The 16,450-nt window shown below is 64.0% G+C and carries 15 protein-coding genes and 1 pseudogene; 5 read left to right on the forward strand and 11 right to left on the reverse strand.

Going from position 1 to position 16,450, the window contains the following annotated elements:
- Window positions 1-66: 66 nt before the first annotated feature.
- On the forward strand, window positions 67-1,545 hold the full coding sequence (locus tag CYU59_RS03085; RefSeq protein WP_292975775.1) for a cytochrome P450: 1,479 nt from the start codon (window positions 67-69) through the stop codon (window positions 1,543-1,545).
- Here the strand turns inward: CYU59_RS03085 and CYU59_RS03090 are convergent.
- From CYU59_RS03090 to CYU59_RS03100, 3 genes are all read right to left on the reverse strand, one after another.
- Complete coding sequence (locus tag CYU59_RS03090) at window positions 1,542-2,024, reverse strand: homocitrate synthase (RefSeq protein ID WP_292975777.1); 483 nt, start codon at window positions 2,022-2,024, stop codon at window positions 1,542-1,544. The two genes, CYU59_RS03085 and CYU59_RS03090, sit on opposite strands and share 4 nt — an antisense overlap.
- Window positions 2,025-2,203: 179 nt before the next feature.
- The gene (locus CYU59_RS03095) at window positions 2,204-3,613 is read right to left on the reverse strand and encodes an FCD domain-containing protein (protein WP_292975779.1); all 1,410 of its coding nucleotides are present in this window, start codon (window positions 3,611-3,613) and stop codon (window positions 2,204-2,206) included.
- Between the two features lie 22 nt (window positions 3,614-3,635).
- Complete coding sequence (locus tag CYU59_RS03100; protein ID WP_292975781.1) at window positions 3,636-4,829, reverse strand: thiolase family protein; 1,194 nt, start codon at window positions 4,827-4,829, stop codon at window positions 3,636-3,638.
- 51 nt (window positions 4,830-4,880) lie between these two features.
- On the opposite strand from CYU59_RS03100, the gene CYU59_RS03105 reads away from it, so the two are divergent.
- Entirely contained in the window at window positions 4,881-5,225 is a 345-nt protein-coding gene (locus CYU59_RS03105; protein WP_292975783.1) for an OB-fold domain-containing protein, read from the forward strand.
- 101 nt (window positions 5,226-5,326) lie between these two features.
- Here the strand turns inward: CYU59_RS03105 and CYU59_RS03110 are convergent, their stop codons facing one another.
- A complete protein-coding gene (locus CYU59_RS03110) occupies window positions 5,327-7,492 on the reverse strand; it encodes an acyl-CoA dehydrogenase (protein ID WP_292975785.1) in 2,166 nt (721 codons plus the stop codon).
- Window positions 7,493-7,658: 166 nt separating this feature from the next.
- The gene (locus tag CYU59_RS03115; RefSeq protein WP_292975787.1) at window positions 7,659-8,417 is read right to left on the reverse strand and encodes an SDR family NAD(P)-dependent oxidoreductase; all 759 of its coding nucleotides are present in this window, start codon (window positions 8,415-8,417) and stop codon (window positions 7,659-7,661) included.
- Between the two features lie 95 nt (window positions 8,418-8,512).
- Between CYU59_RS03115 and CYU59_RS03120 the strand changes: the two are divergent.
- Window positions 8,513-9,232: pseudogene (locus CYU59_RS03120) on the forward strand (ATP-dependent DNA ligase); the annotation flags it as partial.
- Between the two features lie 444 nt (window positions 9,233-9,676).
- Window positions 9,677-10,219, forward strand: coding sequence for a DUF2510 domain-containing protein (locus tag CYU59_RS28940; protein WP_363113786.1), 543 nt, complete (start codon window positions 9,677-9,679; stop codon window positions 10,217-10,219).
- A gap of 63 nt (window positions 10,220-10,282) precedes the next feature.
- Here the strand turns inward: CYU59_RS28940 and CYU59_RS03125 are convergent, their stop codons facing one another.
- The 4 genes from CYU59_RS03125 to CYU59_RS03140 form a co-directional block, all read right to left on the reverse strand.
- Complete coding sequence (locus CYU59_RS03125; RefSeq protein WP_292975789.1) at window positions 10,283-10,600, reverse strand: DUF732 domain-containing protein; 318 nt, start codon at window positions 10,598-10,600, stop codon at window positions 10,283-10,285.
- Window positions 10,601-10,624: 24 nt separating this feature from the next.
- Window positions 10,625-12,268 (reverse strand): hypothetical protein, encoded by a 1,644-nt coding sequence (locus CYU59_RS03130; protein ID WP_292975791.1) that lies wholly within the window; start codon window positions 12,266-12,268, stop codon window positions 10,625-10,627.
- Window positions 12,265-13,170 carry a protein phosphatase 2C domain-containing protein gene (locus CYU59_RS03135; protein ID WP_292975793.1) on the reverse strand — a complete coding sequence of 302 codons (906 nt, stop codon included), beginning with the start codon at window positions 13,168-13,170 and terminating at the stop codon, window positions 12,265-12,267. Before CYU59_RS03135 ends, CYU59_RS03130 begins: the two co-directional genes overlap by 4 nt.
- A 200-nt stretch (window positions 13,171-13,370) precedes the next feature.
- Window positions 13,371-13,979 carry a hypothetical protein gene (locus CYU59_RS03140; protein ID WP_292975795.1) on the reverse strand — a complete coding sequence of 203 codons (609 nt, stop codon included), beginning with the start codon at window positions 13,977-13,979 and terminating at the stop codon, window positions 13,371-13,373.
- A 386-nt stretch (window positions 13,980-14,365) separates the two neighbouring features.
- Between CYU59_RS03140 and CYU59_RS28945 the strand changes: the two genes are divergently transcribed.
- Entirely contained in the window at window positions 14,366-14,845 is a 480-nt protein-coding gene (locus CYU59_RS28945; protein WP_363113788.1) for a DUF2510 domain-containing protein, read from the forward strand.
- A gap of 314 nt (window positions 14,846-15,159) precedes the next feature.
- On the opposite strand, the gene CYU59_RS03145 is transcribed toward CYU59_RS28945, so the two are convergent.
- Both CYU59_RS03145 and CYU59_RS03150 read right to left on the reverse strand, forming a co-directional pair.
- Complete coding sequence (locus tag CYU59_RS03145; RefSeq protein ID WP_292975797.1) at window positions 15,160-15,681, reverse strand: DUF6262 family protein; 522 nt, start codon at window positions 15,679-15,681, stop codon at window positions 15,160-15,162.
- Between the two features lie 3 nt (window positions 15,682-15,684).
- Window positions 15,685-16,302, reverse strand: coding sequence for a transposase (locus CYU59_RS03150; protein ID WP_292975799.1), 618 nt, complete (start codon window positions 16,300-16,302; stop codon window positions 15,685-15,687).
- Window positions 16,303-16,450 lie beyond the last annotated feature (148 nt).

Consider the following 16,450-nt stretch of genomic DNA (forward strand, 5'->3'; position numbering starts at 1 on the left):
CTAGCTAGTGACGTCTGCCACACCAGCCGATCGACCTTTGGCCGCACGCCCACGAATGGAGTGTCAATGGTGACCATCAGCAATACCGAGTACCTGATCGACCAGGCAAAGCGCCGCTTCACCCCCACGGTGAACACCATTCCCGGCATGGGCCTGCTCGAGAAGCAGTTGTTGAACGTCGACTGGAAGCAGCTGGAATTGGCCGCACCGCCGCCCGGCAGCGATCTCAAGCCGGTGATGGGCGACCGCGGACTGCCGGTGCTGGGCCACATCATCGAGATGTTCCGCGGCGGACCGAACTTCCCGCTGCACCTCTACAAGACCCGCGGACCGGTGTTCTACGCCGAATCGGCGGCGCTGCCGTCGGTCGTCGCGATCGGCCCGGACGCCACTCAGGCGATCTTCTCCAACCGCAACAAAGATTTCTCGCAGAAGGGCTGGCACCCGGTGATCGGGCCGTTCTTCAACCGCGGGCTGATGATGCTCGACTTCGAAGAGCACATGTACCACCGGCGGATCATGCAGGAAGCGTTCACCCGCAGCCGGCTCACCGGCTACGTCGAGCACATCGACAACGTCGCCACGTCGGTGGTTGCCGGCTACCCGACCGACGACGCCCGATTCCTGTTCCACCCGGCGATGAAAGAACTCACTCTCGATATCGCCTCGGTGGTGTTCATGGGCCACGAACCCGGCACCGACCACGACCTGGTGACCAAGGTCAACCAGGCGTTCACCACCACCACCCGGGCCGGTGGCGCGATCATCCGGACCAGCGTCCCGCCGTTCAAGTGGTGGCGCGGTAAGCAGGCCCGCAAGGTGCTCGAGGACTACTTTGTCGAGCGGGTCAAGGAGCAGCGTCGCAACGCCGACGGCACCGACATGCTCTCGGTGTTGTGCCATACCGAGGACGAAGACGGCAACAGCTTCACTGACGACGACATCGTCAACCACATGATCTTCCTGATGATGGCCGCCCACGACACCTCGACGTCGACGACCACGACGATGGCCTACAACCTGGCCGCCAACCCGGAATGGCAGCAACGTTGTCGCGACGAGTCCGACCGCCTCGGTGACGGTCCGCTGGACATCGAGGCGCTCGAGAAGCTGGAAACCCTCGACCTGGTGATGGACGAGTCGTTGCGCCTGGTCACCCCGCTGCCGTTCAACATGCGACAGACCGTGCGTGACACCGACCTGCTGGGCCACTACCTGCCGGCGGGCACCAACGTCGTCACGTGGCCGGGCACCAACCACTGGCTGCCCGAGCTGTGGACCGACCCGCTGAAGTTCGACCCCGAGCGGTTCCTCGAGCCGCGCTCCGAGCACAAGCAGCATCGCTACGCGTTCGCCCCGTTCGGTGGGGGCGCCCACAAGTGCATCGGAATGGTGTTCGGCCGTCTCGAGGTCAAGACGATCCTGCACCGGCTGTTGCGTCGCTACCGCCTCGAGCTCGTGCGGCCCGGCTATCAACCCAAGTGGGATTACGGCGGCATGCCGATCCCGATGGACGGCATGCCGATTGTGCTGCGCCGCCTCTAGCGGCTTGCCGCGTACAGCCGGTTAGCGCAGGCGATGACCGCCGCAAGGGCGGATTGGATCGGATCCTGCGAGCATCCCATTGCCCATTCGGCCCGGCATCCGTCGGTTCCCTGAATGAAGGTCGCGATCGCGTCGTCGGACCGCAGTTGGTGGAAGCGCAGCATCTCGACCGCGACACCGTGCTCGTGCAGCATCGCGGTCAACGCGGCGACGGGGCCGTTGGCGGTGGCGGTGGCGGTCTCGATGCGGTCGCCGAGCGCCAGCGTGGCCTGAAAGGTCTGCGGTCCGAGTCTGGTGGCGGGGCGATCGGTGTCCGCGCAGGTCCACCGTCCCAGCCGCAGCGGGCCGGAGCTCGGCGCGTAGGTGGCGGTGAAGGTGCTCCACGACATCATGTCGGCGTCTTCGCGAAGTCCGCGTGGAAGTGGAATGCCATCGAAGCGCAGTGTCGGCGATTCGGGTGAGGCGAAGGTGATTGTCATGTGCCGGTCTTCTCTGACTCTGAAGGAGCGACCGACGGGTAGTAGCTTCCGACCCCACAGCGGGGGGTCGGTCTGGATCAGACCCCGCTGCGGGTACTGGCTACTACGAGAAGGTGTTGCACGTTGCCGAGGTTAGACGCTGACGGCGCGACCGTGCAACCTGATTACCGGCGCCGAGGTCACAGCCACCAGGACGCCGAGGCGTCGAGGTGGCGCCGGATCCGGTGACGGGCCAGGCTGTCGTCACCGTGGCCGATCGCGTCGATGATGCGCAGGTGCGCGTGCCTGACGTCGACGAGGTCAGCATGGCTCGGGACGGGTTGGTCGGTGCTGGCCCAGTACCGGCGGAATACCTCGACGAGAATCCGCAGGAACAGCTCCAGCACGGCGTTGCCGGCCAATTTCGCCAACCCGGTGTGGAACAGGAACTCTTCGACACCGGCCTTGCGTGGGTCGTCACCGGCCCTGTCGATCAAGAGCCGGTGGCTGCCGAGGAACGCGCGCACGTCCGGTGCATCGTGGCGGGCTACCACCTTCGCGACGTTGTCGATCTCGATGGCATCGCGAATCTCCGTCAGATCTTCACGACGAGGACGGCGGTACTGCAGGAAGAGCGCGATGGTGTCGATGCTGGCCTGCGCCTGTGGTTCTGCCACCACCAGACCGCCACCGGGCCCCCGCCGCGTGGTCGCGACGGCGTGATACTCCAACAGCCGCACGGCTTCTCGAAGCACTGCGCGGCTCACCTGGTAGCGCTCCAGCAGCGCGACCTCGGTCCCGAACACCTCACCAACCTGCCAGCCACTGCCGGCGATGTCGTCGCGGATCGCGGCGGCCAACACTTCGGCGAGCTTTCCTTGCTGCGCCCCGTGATTGGCGCTGCGCGCGTTCCCTCGCGGTCGGTGGTGGTCCTGCAGCCACTTGGTCACCGCCGCCGCGTGCTGTTCGCTCAGCGTCATCGCGCGCGCCGCGTCGCCCGCGGTGACCGCGGCGACGATCCCGGCGTGGTCGCGGTCGCGGCGCTCGCGCGCGTCGCCGGCGGAATCGAAGCGCGAGTCTTCGGCGTAGCGAACGGTCAATCGCATGAGGATGTCGATGAACAACTGCAGCACTGGGTTTTTCGACTGCTCCGCCAGCGCGGCGTGAAACTCGTCAGTCGCGGGTTGCCGGTCCTGCTCGGCGCGCAGCACAGCGCGCAGTCGCTCGATGCCGGCTTCGTCGATGTGCTGGGCGGCCCGCGCCGCGGCCAACGGTTCCAACAGCAGTCGGGCATCGAGCAGGTCGCCGATCGTGATGCCCAGGTACTCCAGGTAGATGATGACCGCATGGGTGGCCGGAGCCGCGTCCGGCTCACAGATCAGCAGGCCGCCGTTGGGTCCGCGCCTCATCCGCGCCACCCGGTGGTGCTCGACGAGTCGCACCGCCTCGCGCAGTACCGACCGGCTGACCTGGTACCGCTCTTGCAGCCCCTGCTCTGATCCGAGCGACAGCCCGATCGGCCAACCCCGCCGGATGATGTCCGCCTCGATGAGCCGGGCGATTTGCGACGCCCGCTTGTCGGACTGATGGGCCGGCGCTTCAGAGCTCAATTGCGCTCTTGCAGTGTATGTCTCAGCATGTCAGGAGCATGCATCCGGCGATCGGCCCGCCGCCCACCGCGGCCACCGCCACCTCCGGACGGTTCTGCACCTGCCGCTCCCCCGCCTCGCCACGCAACTGCAGGCACGCTTCGTGCAGCAGGTAATAGCCGTGCATGCGTCCCGCCGACAGCTGACCGCCGTAGGTGTTCAGCGGGAGCGCACCGTTCAGCGCGATCCGTGCGGCCCCTTCGACGAATGGTCCGGCTTCGCCGTCGCCGCAGATGCCCAGAGCCTCCAGCCAGGCGAAGGTGAGGAAGGTGAATCCGTCGTAGAGTTCCGCGAGGTTCAGGTCGGCGGGGGTCAGATCGGTCCGCGACCACATCTGCGCCGCGGCATCGACGGAGGCCATCTTCGGATAGTCCGGGCGGTGAAACCAACCACCCGCTCCGTTGCTCCCGCCGACCGCTTCCACCTTGACCACGCGGTGCGGGCAGTCCCGCGCGTAGTCGGCGGACGACACCACCACCGCGATCGACCCGTCGATCGGGACGTCGCAGTCCAGCAGCCCGAAGGGAGCGGACACCATGCGCGCGCCCAGGTAGTCGTCCATCGTCATCGGGTCGCGGTACACCGCGCGGGAGTTCAGCGCCGCGTTACGCCGGCTGTTGATCGCCAACCAGCCGAGCTGCTCTTTGGTGGTTCCGTACAATTCCATGTGCCTGCGACAGTGCAGGCCCAGCCAGTTCGCCGCTGAATACGCTTGGGCTGCAACCAGATCGCCGACATCGTCCATCGGGCCGACGATCGGCGGCTGCTCACCTTCCGGCGTGTCGAACATCCGCGCCAGCGGTGGGGGCTCGGCGTTCTCGTCCTGCTTGACCGGGACGGTGCCGCCCAGCATCTGGATGGTCCGGTAGACGATGACGTGTCGCGCATGGCCTTCGGAGACCGCGCGGCAGGCCGAGATCACCGGGTTCAGCAATCCACCGGTGCTGAAGCCCGACCCGCAGTCGCCGGCCTCGATGCCCAGTTCGGCGTTGACCTCGACAGCCGGAGTGTCACCAAGAGTGGCGATTCCGTCGATGTCGCCGGGAGTCAGCCCGGCGTCCTCGATGGCGGCACGCACCGATTCCATCGTCAGCTCGAGCCCGGGAATGCCGGTGCGACGGCCGATTCGGGAAATACCGAGACCGGAAATGATCGCGTCTTTTTCGAAGTAGCTCATGTGCGCCGTCCGTTAGACCAACCCGAGATAAATGAGTGTACTGTATTGCCCGTGTCAACCGAGGCGACGTCGCAGCTCTTGATCGAGCACTGCGACAGCTGCGCACTGTGGGTTCATCCGTCGGCGGGTACCTGCCGCGACTGCGGCGGCGCGCTGGTGGCCAAGCCGGTCTCCGGACACGGCACCGTGTTCACCTACACGGTCAACTACCACGCGTTTAACCCGGAAATACCGACGCCGTATGTGATCGCGCTCGTCGAACTCGCCGAGCAGGACGGCCTCAAGGTCGCCGCCAATATCGTTGACTGCGAACCTGATTCGGTGGCGTGCGGGATGGAGGTCGAGGCGTTGCCGGAACCCGGCCCGGGCGGCGCGCCGCAGTTCGCGCCCGCCTAGGCGTTACTCGCCGAGCGTAACGCCGCGGCGATTCAGGCGACCAATTTCCGCAGTGGCGTTACGCTCGCGCGTTACGGCGAAGGCAACGTCACCCGGCCCGTCTAGTTGATCAGCGGGTCGCGCGGCATCCCGAGGATCCGCTCGGCGATCTGATTGCGGGTGACCTCGGAGGTGCCACCGGCGATGGCCATGGCGCGGGCACTCATCACCAGGCGACCGGACAGCGCGCCGGCACCGTCATGCAGAGCGGTTTCAGGACCGGCCAGCGCGGCGGTGATCGCACCACCTTCGACCATGTGGTCAGCCAGCTTCAGCTTGGTGACGTTTCCTTCCGGCCCCGGTCCCGCTCCCTCCACGCTGCGCGCCACCCGGCGCAGGTTGAGCAGCCGTAGTGCGTTCTCCTCGGCCAGATAGACGCCGACGCGAGTTCGACCGCCCACCAATCGATCTGGGTTTTCGTTCACCTGCTGCACCAACTGAGTGGCCAAACCGGCGTAGAAGGATCCGCTGCCACCGATGCTGACCCGCTCGTTGCCCAGGGTCGCCCGGGCCACCGTCCAGCCGGTGTTGGGCTCCCCGACCACGTCCTCGTCGGGCACGAACAGGTCGTTGAAGAACACCTCGTTGAAGTCGGAGCCGCCGGTGATCTGGCGCAGCGGCCGGACCTCCACCTCGGGGGCCTTCATGTCCACGATCACCGTGGTGATGCCGGCGTGCTTGGGTGCCTCAGGGTCGGTGCGAACAGTCGCGAGGCCGCGCGCACAGTAATGCGCCCCGCTGGTCCACACCTTCTGCCCGTTGATCTTCCAGCCGCCGTCCACCCGGGTGGCTTTGGTCTTGATCGAAGCCGCGTCGGAACCCGCCTCGGGCTCGGAGAACAACTGGCACCAGACCTCCTCCTTGCGCAGCGCCTTCTCCACGAATCGCTCGATCTGCCAGGGGGTTCCGTGCTGGACCAACGTGAGGATGACCCAGGCGGTGATGCCGTAGTCGGTACGCTTGAGACCTGCCGCGCGGAATTCTTCTTCGATCACCAACTGCGCCACCGCATCCGCCGCCAGTCCCCACGGCTTGGGCCAGTGCGGCATCACATAGCCGGTCTCGATCAGCTTGTCCCGCTGAGCCTGCTTGTCCAGCGCGGCCAGCTCGGCGACGTCGGCGTGGATCTTGGTCCGCATCTCCTCGGCCTCGGGTGGCAGGTCCAGGCTGTTCTCCCGGGTGACACCAGCGGCGGTGCGCTCGAACACGTCGTCGGCGGGCGCGTCGCCGCCGAACAGCGCCGTCGTCACCAGCGCGCGGCGCAGGTGCAGATGCGCGTCGTGCTCCCAGGTGAACCCGATGCCGCCGTGCACCTGGATGTTCAGCTCCGCGTTGCGCGCGTACGCCGGAAATGCCAGCGCCGCAGCGGAAGCCGCGGCCAACCGGAACTGTTCTTCGTCTTCGGAGCCGGCTCGCGACGCGTCCCACACCGAGGCGATGCCCGACTCCGAAGCGACCAGCATGTTGGCGCAGTGGTGCTTGATCGCCTGGAACGTCGCGATGGTGCGGCCGAACTGCTGACGCACCTTGGCGTACTCGACCGCGGAATCCACGCAGTCGGCAGCACCGCCGACCGCCTCGGCGGCCAGCAGGGTGCGCGCACGCGCCAGCGCCGACTCCCGGGCGCCCGGCAGAATGTCGCCGTCGCTGACGCTGACCTTGTCCAGCCGGACACGTCCGGAACGTCGAGTGGGGTCCAGGTTCTCCGGCACCTCGACCGAGACGCCGGAGCGGTCGCGCTCGACCACCAACACGTCCTCGCCGACCGCGATCAGCAAGAGGTCGCCGAGGCCGGCCCCCAGCACGATGCCGGCGTCACCGTCGGCGACGCCGTCGTTGACGCTGACCTGACCGCCCAGACCGATGCCCGCGGTCACCGTCCCGTCGATCAAACCCGGGAGCAGGCGCGATTTCTGTTCCCCGGAGCCATCTTTGGCTATCACCGCCGACGCGATGACGGTGGGCACGAACGGCCCGGGCGCTACCGCGCGACCAAGCTCGTCGATGACGACGACCAGCTCCGGCAACCCGTATCCCGAGCCTCCGTGCTCCTCGTCGATGTGCAGACCCAGCCAGCCGAGTTCGACGATGCCCTGCCAGAACGGCGGGCGGGCCTCCTCGGGCGCATCGAGCAACGACCGCGCGGCGGCGCGGGCCTTCTGCGAGGTGAGAAATCCGCGAGCAACCTCGGCGAGTTCGCGGTGGTCGTCGGTCAATGCGATACCCATTGCAGGGCCTTCCTCTAGGACACCGGTGGCCGTTGCGAATGAGTGTACTTAAATGCGGCCACCTCCCAACCGGGTGGTCGGTCGGGAAGACCCGGCGGCCGAACGTGAAGCTGGCCTCACGCTGGACGCCGAACGTGAAAGTAGCTTCACGTTCGGCGACCAATCGCTACTTGGGCGCGAACCTCTGCCCGGCGTCCAGACGCAGGCACTGTCCGTTCAGCATCGGGTTGTCCACGATCGCGGCGACCAGCTTGGCGTACTCCTCGGGGCGGCCCAGCCGCTTGGGGAAGGCCGCGTCCTTCGTCAACGCGACCGCGAATTCGTCCGGGATGCCTTTGGTCAGTCCCGTCGCGAACAGGCTCGGCGCAATCGCAAGCACGCGGATGCCCAGCGACCCCAGGTCACGTGCCATGGTCAGGCACATACCGGCGATGCCGGCTTTGGCCGCGGTGTAGGCAACCTGGCCGATCTGTCCTTCGAACGCCGCGATGGAAGCGGTGTTGATGATGACGCCACGCTCTTCGTCTTCCGGCTCGTTCTCACTCATCAGGTGCGCCGCCAGCCGGCTGATGTTGAACGTAGCGATCAGGTTGAGATCGATGGTCTGCCGAAACGACTCCAGGTCGTGCGGACCCGTTTTCGAAATGGTGCGCTTGCCGATGCCGCCGCCGGCTGTGGTCACCGTGACGTGCAGGCCCCCGAGCTTCTCGGCGGCGGTCTTCAGGGTCTCCTCGGTGGCGGCGAAGTCGGTGACATCGACCGGGTAGAAGTCACCGTCGATGCCGGCCGCCACCTCTTTGCCGTCGGATCCCTCGCGGTCGAAGATCGCGACGTTGGCACCGCGGGCATGCAACAACTCGGCGCTCGCCCGGCCCATGCCCGAGGCACCGCCGATCACGATGACCTTCTTGCCGTTGATCTCCATCCAAACCTCCTTGTTTGTCCGGGCAGCGCCCGCGTTGCCCTGCACGTTATCGCGACGCGGCGTGACGTTGTCGGTCAGGCGTGTAAAGGTGGGTTGTGCTGCTGATCGACGTTGCGACCACCTCGGTCGACGTGGGCGGCTCGTCGGCGCGACGGGCCAAGATCGCGCGGATCGCCGAATTGCTGGGCCAGGCCCGGACCGATTCCACTCTGGTCGCGATCGTGGTGAGCTGGCTCTCCGGTGAGCTGCCGCAACGTCAGATCGGAATCGGCTGGGCCGCCCTGCGCTCGATCCCACCCGCCGCTGCGAACCCCACCCTGACCGTCCACGGCGTGGACGCCACACTGTCGACGATCGGCGCGGTATCGGGCAAGGGCTCGCAGTCCCGTCGTGCTGAGCTCGTGACCGAATTGTTCTCGGCAGCAACCGAAGTCGAACAGACGTTTCTGCGACGCCTGCTGACCGGTGAACTGCGGCAGGGCGCTCTGATCGGAGTGATGGCCGATGCGGTAGCCGCGGCCGCCGAAATTCCGGCCGCAGTGGTACGCCGCGCGGCGATGCTCGGCGGCGCCCTGCCCGCGGTTGCCGCGGCCGGGCTCAGCGGTGGGGTGGCGGCATTGGACGCGTTCACCCTCCAGGTGGGACGGCCGGTCGGCCCGATGTTGGCTCAGACCGCGTCGGGCGTTGCCGAGGCCCTGGAAAAGCTCGGCGGTGAGGGCGTTTTCGAGGCGAAGCTGGACGGCGCCCGCGTACAGATACACCGCGCCGGCGACCAGGTCACGGTGTACACCCGCAGCCTCGACGACGTGTCTTCTCTGGGGGTCAGCTTCGGCGTGGCAGCGTGACTTTATAGATCTTTCCAGCTCAAGCGCGATTGGCGGTATGTCAATGGCTGCAACAGGTGTGATGCATGCGAGCATCGCGTGGCGTCGTCGACACTGAGAAAGGAAGTGCCCCCAGAGCCCCAGAGGTCCGGAATTGAACGATGCGCGTTGATCAAAATTCTTCGGGTTTGTGACGGCGATCGCGGCGGCGACGATCGCCGCTTCGGAGAGTTCAGAGGGTGCCGGTGGAGTTCATGAGTGCTTCGACGATGGGGCTGCAGTACCCTGAAGCACCCCAGGTTTTGTTCCTGTTGATCTGTTCACGGGGGTCCGGCCACCGGACCGCCGGCTTAACCAGCCATACAAATAAGGATCGTGCTGTTTATCGGTTGGTGGGCGACGCTCGACCAATTGGGGGAAGATCTGACCATGACGATGGGCAAGCCGGCGGGTTGGTACGAAGACCCATCCGCTTCTAATGCAGAACGGTATTGGAACGGTGAAACGTGGACGCCCCAGCGCCGCCCGAGAAACGCGACGCCCACTTATCCGCCGGAAACTCCCGGTCCCTACGGCCAGGCGATACCGCCCCATCCTGCCGACACATATCCACCGGCCCCTAACCCCGCCTCAACCGCAGGTCCGTACGGGTCACATCCCGCCCAGTCGTGGGGATCGGCCCCGTACCCGCCCGGTGCGGCGCTGCCGCCACAAGAAAAGTCGAGTGGGATCGCTCTACTGCTGACCATATTTTGGCCCGGCGGCGGCCACCTCTATCTTGGCCTCACAACCAGGGCGATACCGTACGTAGTGGCGAACGCGATTGGCCTTGCACTCGGAGTTCTCTTCTTCCCATTCCTCGTGCTGCTCACCTTTTTGATCTGGCTGATCACTTTATGCATGACTGTTGGCAGCGTGACCCGCGATACCTACTACGTAAATGACGCACTTCGGCGAGGCCAACGCATCGATGGCTAAGAGATTTACCGAGCTAACGTGCCACGGTCCGGGTGAGGCGAATCTTCTGCTCGCGCACGATGGCTAATGTGGGCGATTGAATTCCAGATTGCTGTACTTCGGACAGTAATGTGTCGCGGAAAACGCTACAAACTTGGCGGCCCTGCCCGACTTCAACCCAAGCTGGGAAACAAGAGCGTCCGCGATCTCATCGGGTCCGCTTCCCCCGTCAAGACCTGCGCATACCGACTTCGCGATGCGGATCAAATCCGCCGGGGCGCCGTCAACTCCGATGTTTTTTGACATCTGAACGAACTCGTCGTCATTGGCGTCGGCATGAGCGACGGTCGCCGACAGCAACAGCAGTGGTCCGGTTATCACCAGAATCGCTTTTTTCCCCATAACCTCCCTTTCTCGAGAACGTGATCACTCCGCTCGGACGACACAGTCCTGGTGGAGAGGCCCCTCGTGAAAATCGGTCAGATTAGCCCTGTCGAGGCACGCCTGCGTTAGGGCAACAATTAGAAGGTCGCCGTGTTTTTCAAAACTGCTCATAATGCTGTCCTGGTCCCAAACGGCGCACCGCCCTTTAGGTAGGTTGAATTGCTTGCAGTGCTTATTGATGAGATTTGTCCAGTTTGTTGGAAAGCAGGCCAATTTGAGGGCATACATGCCGGCATCGCTGCCGGGCTGGACTACCCAGTAATCCAGTCCCGCGAGGTTGCAGTCTTGGCTTCCTTCCCAATAGTTGCGCAGCCAAGGACCGTCCCAGTAAGGCTCGGCCGTGGACTGAGAGTGCGTCGAAGGAGCAGACGGTGCCGGGGGGTCTGTGATCGACGCGCTGGGCACATCAGCGGCGCCCGTCGATGCGGAGTCAGTCGTACTGTTCGTCGGCGTGACAGTCGATGAGTCCGATGAGGCGACCGAGTCGGGGTGAGAGCTGCCATTCACCGACACAATGAAAATCAGGATAATTAGCACCACCGCAATAGCCGCCGCGGTCGCAATCGCAAACTTTTTGTTTGATGGAGCCGGATCAGTGCTCGAGGGACCCGGCGTTGGTGCAGTTGGTGTCGACGGCGGCGGTGCAACGCTCTTCACATCAGGAGGTGGTTGTGCCGCCAGCGGCGAGGCTGGTGGTTGTGCAGGTTCGGACGCTTTGCGGTGTTGCGCTTCTTCGATCGCATAGCCGAGTTGATAGGTCCAGACTTCGGCAAGAGGACGTTTGCGAGGCTCGGCGCGCAACGTGTCGGCGATGACTCTGCGGACCATATCTGGAGTGTTCGCGGGCAGATGGTCGGGGTTTCTGACGTCCTGGTCGCCGGCCAGCAGACGGAGCGCGAGAAGCCCGAGTTTGTAGGCGTCGGAGTAGACCGTGCTTAATTTTTCTCCCGCTGGCGCCTCCCAGCCAGGAGTTTCTACCTGAGCGAGCGCCGAATGTCCGTCCACGCACATGGAGTCGCAATCAATGAAGTAGACGTTAGAGCCGGGGACCAACGAGAAGAGCAAGTTGTTGGGCGAAATGTCGCCGACGGTGACGCCGTGGTCATGCAGGAATGCCAGGCCGGACGCGACCTCGCGCAGAAGTCGATAGCGCTGGACGTCGTCGATCTGAATTCCGCGCGCCCGCAGAACTGATTGATCGTTGAGCAGGTGCTGGAACTCAGCGCGATTACGCGAGGTTCCTTTCATCGTCGACAGCGAGATGAAGAACTGATGGGGGATCTCTGGCATCAGGAAACCTATGGAGACTCCCTGGTCCTCGACGATCTCGCACGGCCACGCTGCAAGCGAGATCAACCGCTCGCCATCTGCATAGCTCAGCGACTTCTCGACGAGCGCAGGCATGGAGGCCAGCGCCTGAAAGTCGATGCGGTCGCGCTCTTCGGAACGGTACTGCTTGAAGACCAGCGACGCCGAAAATTGCGTGCGCACACCCGGGGCGCGGTAGACGACGCCCTGGCCGCCCTGCCCGATTTTGGTCAGGTCACCAAGGTCGCTGCGTTGCTTTACCGCTCGTGTCATGCGGGAAGCGCGAAAGCTTTCTTCGCTTGGCCCTTCTGCGCTCATCGCAGCATTACCTCAGAATTCCTGGGCCAAACCGCCACCAACGTGCGGTCGTCGTCGAAGTTCTCCCGGCTGAAGTCCAGCGCGTGGGCGAACTCGACTAACGATGGCGGTCGTGTCGCGGTGAGCAGATCGCGCAGAAGGTTTCCGACCCCGCCCTGTCCGCTGCCGAGAGGATCGCCGATGCCGTCGCTGCCTAGCAATAAGACGTCGCTCCCACCGAAGTCGACAACCTCAAGGCACAGCTCGGAGGGCACCCGTGGTAAACCGATGACCGCCGACGACGTCAGGCCGTCGTTAGTAATCGCTTTGCCTCCGAGGAGCGCACGAAACCCGTTGGAAGACAACAACCACGCGCCCGAGTCTCCGATGCCGACGAGGTGCGCGCGCATCAAGCCAGCTTCGAGGGGCTCGATGACGGCACACACCAAGGTGGTGGCCAGCTGTTCCTCGGCAACAACAGGATCAGGTGCAGCGAGCTTGAACAAACTTTGAGCTTGTTCTGCCAACCGGTAGGCCGTGCTCTTCATTAACATGACCCAATCCGTTTGGGACACGTCAGCGGCCAGATGAGTACGAAGCCACCCGGCCGCATAGTTGACCGCTGCAGTCGCACCGATATGCGACTGCTTTGCAGCTGAAACACCATCTGCGACAGCAACAATGATTCGACCATCGGATAACGCATGAGTCGCAAAGTCGTCTTGTCGTGGTGCACCGTTGTAGCGGTGTAGGTGTCCTCGCTGAGACGCTCCACGTATCGTGATGGTGGCAGTCGACCATCCATCAATCACTACGTCGGGCCGAAACGGATACGAACGATATTCCTCACCCGTTGTCGTCGGTTCTATCTCAGGAGATGGCGATCCGACCGTAATCTGGGGGATGCTAAGGGAACCGGTCATCTCAGCAACTGCTGTCTCGCTAGAGTCAAGCTCCGGATTCTCGGCCAGCGAGGTTGCTGGGGACGGGCTGCGGCGACCAAACCGTCTCGGGTGCTCGGTTCTAGGACGATCGGGCTTCGGCGGCGTCGGACGACGACGGTTCCGTTGAGCAGACGGACCGCCGCGTCGCGGCAGCTTGAAAGTCGCCATGTTCACCGCGCCTATACGACATCTACAGCTAGCTTGAACCCGTCAGGTTTGTCGAATTGCAGTTCTGCGTTGCCGGACGCCAATGCTTGACCCGAGCTGATGACCGACTGCGTGAGAGAGGTCAAGAATTCCGACAGCGCCGCGCCCGTGTCGACTCCGTGGGCTGAGATGAGCGCGTACCCCTCTTTGGTGGCGAGCTCAAGCACGATCGACGGGTCGGCATCGCCGATCCCGAAGGCGAGGAGATTGGGACGCGCCGGCTGCGTCAGCAGGTTTGCGCGCGCCGCGCGCCAGTCCTCGTTGCGGTTAGGCAGCCCGTCGGTGAGGAAAAAGACCGCAGGGCGGTAAACGGTGTAACCCTGTTGCTTTAGATGCGCGATGTCCACCGAGATGCGGTAGCCCAATTCGTTGAATGCCGCAGCGTAGGAGGTCAAACCCTGAGCGCTCAGTGTCGGCAACCACTGAGTGGCCCGCAGATCAGCGGCTTCGAGGTGGGTGAACGCCCTATCAGAAAAACCGATCACCGAAAACCGCACCTTCGACGCAGCAAATGGCTGCTTTTGCAGTTCGTCTTGCAGCGTGATCAGTCCGTCGTTGAGTTCGCCGATGTTTCGTTCCATCGACCCGGACTCATCTGCAACGAAGTAGACCAGCAGGATTGATCCCTTCGACTCCACTTCTGCGCTCCCCCTCATCGAGTCAAAGTGGTCGCTGTTCAGCCGCGCGAACTACATTCAGCCGACACCCGCCCCCAACGCTTGCAGGCTAACACCGACCGTTGGTAGGCGGAGACTGAAGCACGTCCCCATATTGAATACAAGCTGGCCGATGTTCGGCTTAGATCGCGACCGCTGGCCGGAATCGATACGCTGGCGCGATTCATCTCCGCCTATCTGCGCGATGACCGCCGCCTAAGACGGCTGCTCCGCACGCGGTGGACCGCTGATGAGACCTCACGTATTCTCCGGCTGTTAGTGCCGAGACGCCTGGAGAGTCGCCGATGACAATGCCTAGCTCACCAGGCTGGTACGACGACCCCGACGGCTCGCAGGCCGAACGCTACTTTGACGGTCGGCAGTGGACGCCGCAGCGGCGGCGAAAGCCGGTTGAAGCCCACCCGCCGCCAGCGCCAAACTTTGGTGCACTGCCTAGGGCAGCTGCTGGCCCGCGCCCTTCGGACCCGCCGGTGGGACCGTTGAGACCTTCAGAGTCGTACCAGGCTCACCCTGCTGCGGCGTCGGGCGGATATCAGCCCCTGCCACCGGTTCGCGGTCAGTTCGGACCTCGGCTCAGCAATGGAGTCAAGATCGCGCTAGCTGTTGCAGCTGCGGTCGTGTTGGCGGTTATCGCAAGCATTGTCATCTCGGCAGAGCCCTGGCACAGCCAGAGGTACAAGGAGTGCAGAGCAGCAATGGAAGACGACGGTTACAAAGGGGACGATCTGGAGCAGGCGACGCAATTTTGTGTGAATGTGACGAAACCCTGAACCGCCGAAAAATCGCTGGTTCCGCGAAGATCAGTGATCCCCGTCCACGGGTGCAGTACGAGACGATCGGGACAGTCCAACGTGGCCCGCTTTTGCAACGCAAGGCCGCAGTTGGCGGTGTCTAGTTTCTCGAAGTGTGCGGCTCGAAACGGAGATTGACGGTGGGCACCTGCGCGCACCTTGGTCGATCGTGGGTAACAGTGAGTTCTGGCACTCGCTCGTATTGCTTCGGGCAACGCCAACGGCCGTAGGTTGAATGGCCCAGCATCGCGTCATTCTCGCAGCGGTGGGTCGCCTAGGACAGGTCCAGCGCTTCAGCGGTGGGCAGGCGAATTAAGCCGAGACATCAGTTCACTTTTAGCAGCACGGGCCGCGGTTAGTTCGTCGTCGCGTTCCTCGAGCTCGCGCACGAGCTCGAGGTTTCTTTGCTCTAGCTGGTTGATTCGTTGCTGTAGGCGGTCGATGTCAGTGGGGGCACCGAGGCCTGTTTCTCGCCATGCGTTTTCGCCCAGCAACTCGGACAACTTGCGTTCCAGTTTTCGATTGTGTGCCGCCAGGCGCGCGATGCGCTGCTGTGCGTTGGCCAGGTCGACTTTCAGCGATTCTCGCGTCACTGGTGCCTCGGACCCACCGGACGGTGTGATTTGGGCGCTGTGAATTAGGGCGAGCAGGTCCTTATGCCGGTAGAGGAAGCTGCGATCTACGCTTGCCGCGCGAGCAATCGCCGACACACTGATCTCGGCTCCATTCGTGCGAGCGGCGTTGAGCGCCTTGATGACTCGTTGCCTGCGGCGGCTTGAGTCGGCGAGTTGGCCGTCGATCATCGGATTGCCCATCGACTATGCAGACCGATCCGGCCGGACGTCGGGTAGTTGCTGTCGGGCTTTGGGAAGTCCGAGTCCGACGGCATGGTTACGTGCCCGGCGCACGACACGTACCGATTCCTCGATTTGCGCCCGATCCTCAGCGGACAAGTCGTCGAAATCGGCCTTTACTCTCGAGATCAGGCGGCGGATGCGGGTGATCTCCTCATCAGAGGGCATCGCTTCGGCCTTGGCCCATTCATCAGCGTCGACCACACTCAGCAGCTTTTCTCGGCTGCGCATCAAATCGGCGAGATAGCCCTCCAAGTCAGGAAGGTAGGACACATCGGTGCTGAAATGAGCACAGCCCACGCAGCGAAATCGCACCGGGCAATCGGTCCCCCCAGCGGCGACATTGGTTGGTTCGCTGCATGACCCGTACGGCACGGCGACCTCGCCGACTGCTCGCCGCAGATGCTCGTCTTCGAGCAGTACTTTGGCTTGGCGCCAGAGGCGGTTGCCGTGCCGGTCGAACTGCATTGTGGTCACGCGGTCGACGGCTTCTCTGCGCCTTTTCTCGCCGACCCGGTAATAACCCTGTGTAGTCACCATGTGCACGTGGTCCATCAGCTCGCGCAGAACATCGACGGCCACGCCGGCATCGGCGTGGCGTTGAGCATAGGTGTGCCTTGTGTCCGCAGAGGCCGTGTGCAGTCGGGTTCGTGTTGCATTGGTGCTGGGACGATTCCGGGCGCGGGTTCGCGATGCAGATCGCCGCCGGTGTGGCGATAACCGACCGGGC

It is taken from the genome of Mycobacterium sp. (assembly GCF_002863225.1).
GTDB lineage: Bacteria > Actinomycetota > Actinomycetes > Mycobacteriales > Mycobacteriaceae > Mycobacterium.

What these genes read in the sequence shown, in the direction of transcription:
- CYU59_RS28945 (WP_363113788.1), top strand. Translation starts at nt 14,366, where the DNA reads ATGCCTAGCTCACCAGGCTGGTACGACGACCCCGACGGCTCGCAGGCC.
- CYU59_RS03100 (WP_292975781.1), bottom strand. Translation starts at nt 4,829, where the DNA reads ATGAGCTACTTCGAAAAAGACGCGATCATTTCCGGTCTCGGTATTTCC.
- CYU59_RS03115 (WP_292975787.1), bottom strand. Translation starts at nt 8,417, where the DNA reads ATGGAGATCAACGGCAAGAAGGTCATCGTGATCGGCGGTGCCTCGGGC.
- CYU59_RS03135 (WP_292975793.1), bottom strand. Translation starts at nt 13,170, where the DNA reads ATGACCGGTTCCCTTAGCATCCCCCAGATTACGGTCGGATCGCCATCT.
- CYU59_RS03130 (WP_292975791.1), bottom strand. Translation starts at nt 12,268, where the DNA reads ATGAGCGCAGAAGGGCCAAGCGAAGAAAGCTTTCGCGCTTCCCGCATG.
- CYU59_RS28940 (WP_363113786.1), top strand. Translation starts at nt 9,677, where the DNA reads ATGGGCAAGCCGGCGGGTTGGTACGAAGACCCATCCGCTTCTAATGCA.
- CYU59_RS03110 (WP_292975785.1), bottom strand. Translation starts at nt 7,492, where the DNA reads ATGGGTATCGCATTGACCGACGACCACCGCGAACTCGCCGAGGTTGCT.
- CYU59_RS03090 (WP_292975777.1), bottom strand. Translation starts at nt 2,024, where the DNA reads ATGACAATCACCTTCGCCTCACCCGAATCGCCGACACTGCGCTTCGAT.
- CYU59_RS03125 (WP_292975789.1), bottom strand. Translation starts at nt 10,600, where the DNA reads ATGGGGAAAAAAGCGATTCTGGTGATAACCGGACCACTGCTGTTGCTG.
- CYU59_RS03085 (WP_292975775.1), top strand. Translation starts at nt 67, where the DNA reads ATGGTGACCATCAGCAATACCGAGTACCTGATCGACCAGGCAAAGCGC.
- CYU59_RS03140 (WP_292975795.1), bottom strand. Translation starts at nt 13,979, where the DNA reads ATGGAACGAAACATCGGCGAACTCAACGACGGACTGATCACGCTGCAA.
- CYU59_RS03145 (WP_292975797.1), bottom strand. Translation starts at nt 15,681, where the DNA reads ATGGGCAATCCGATGATCGACGGCCAACTCGCCGACTCAAGCCGCCGC.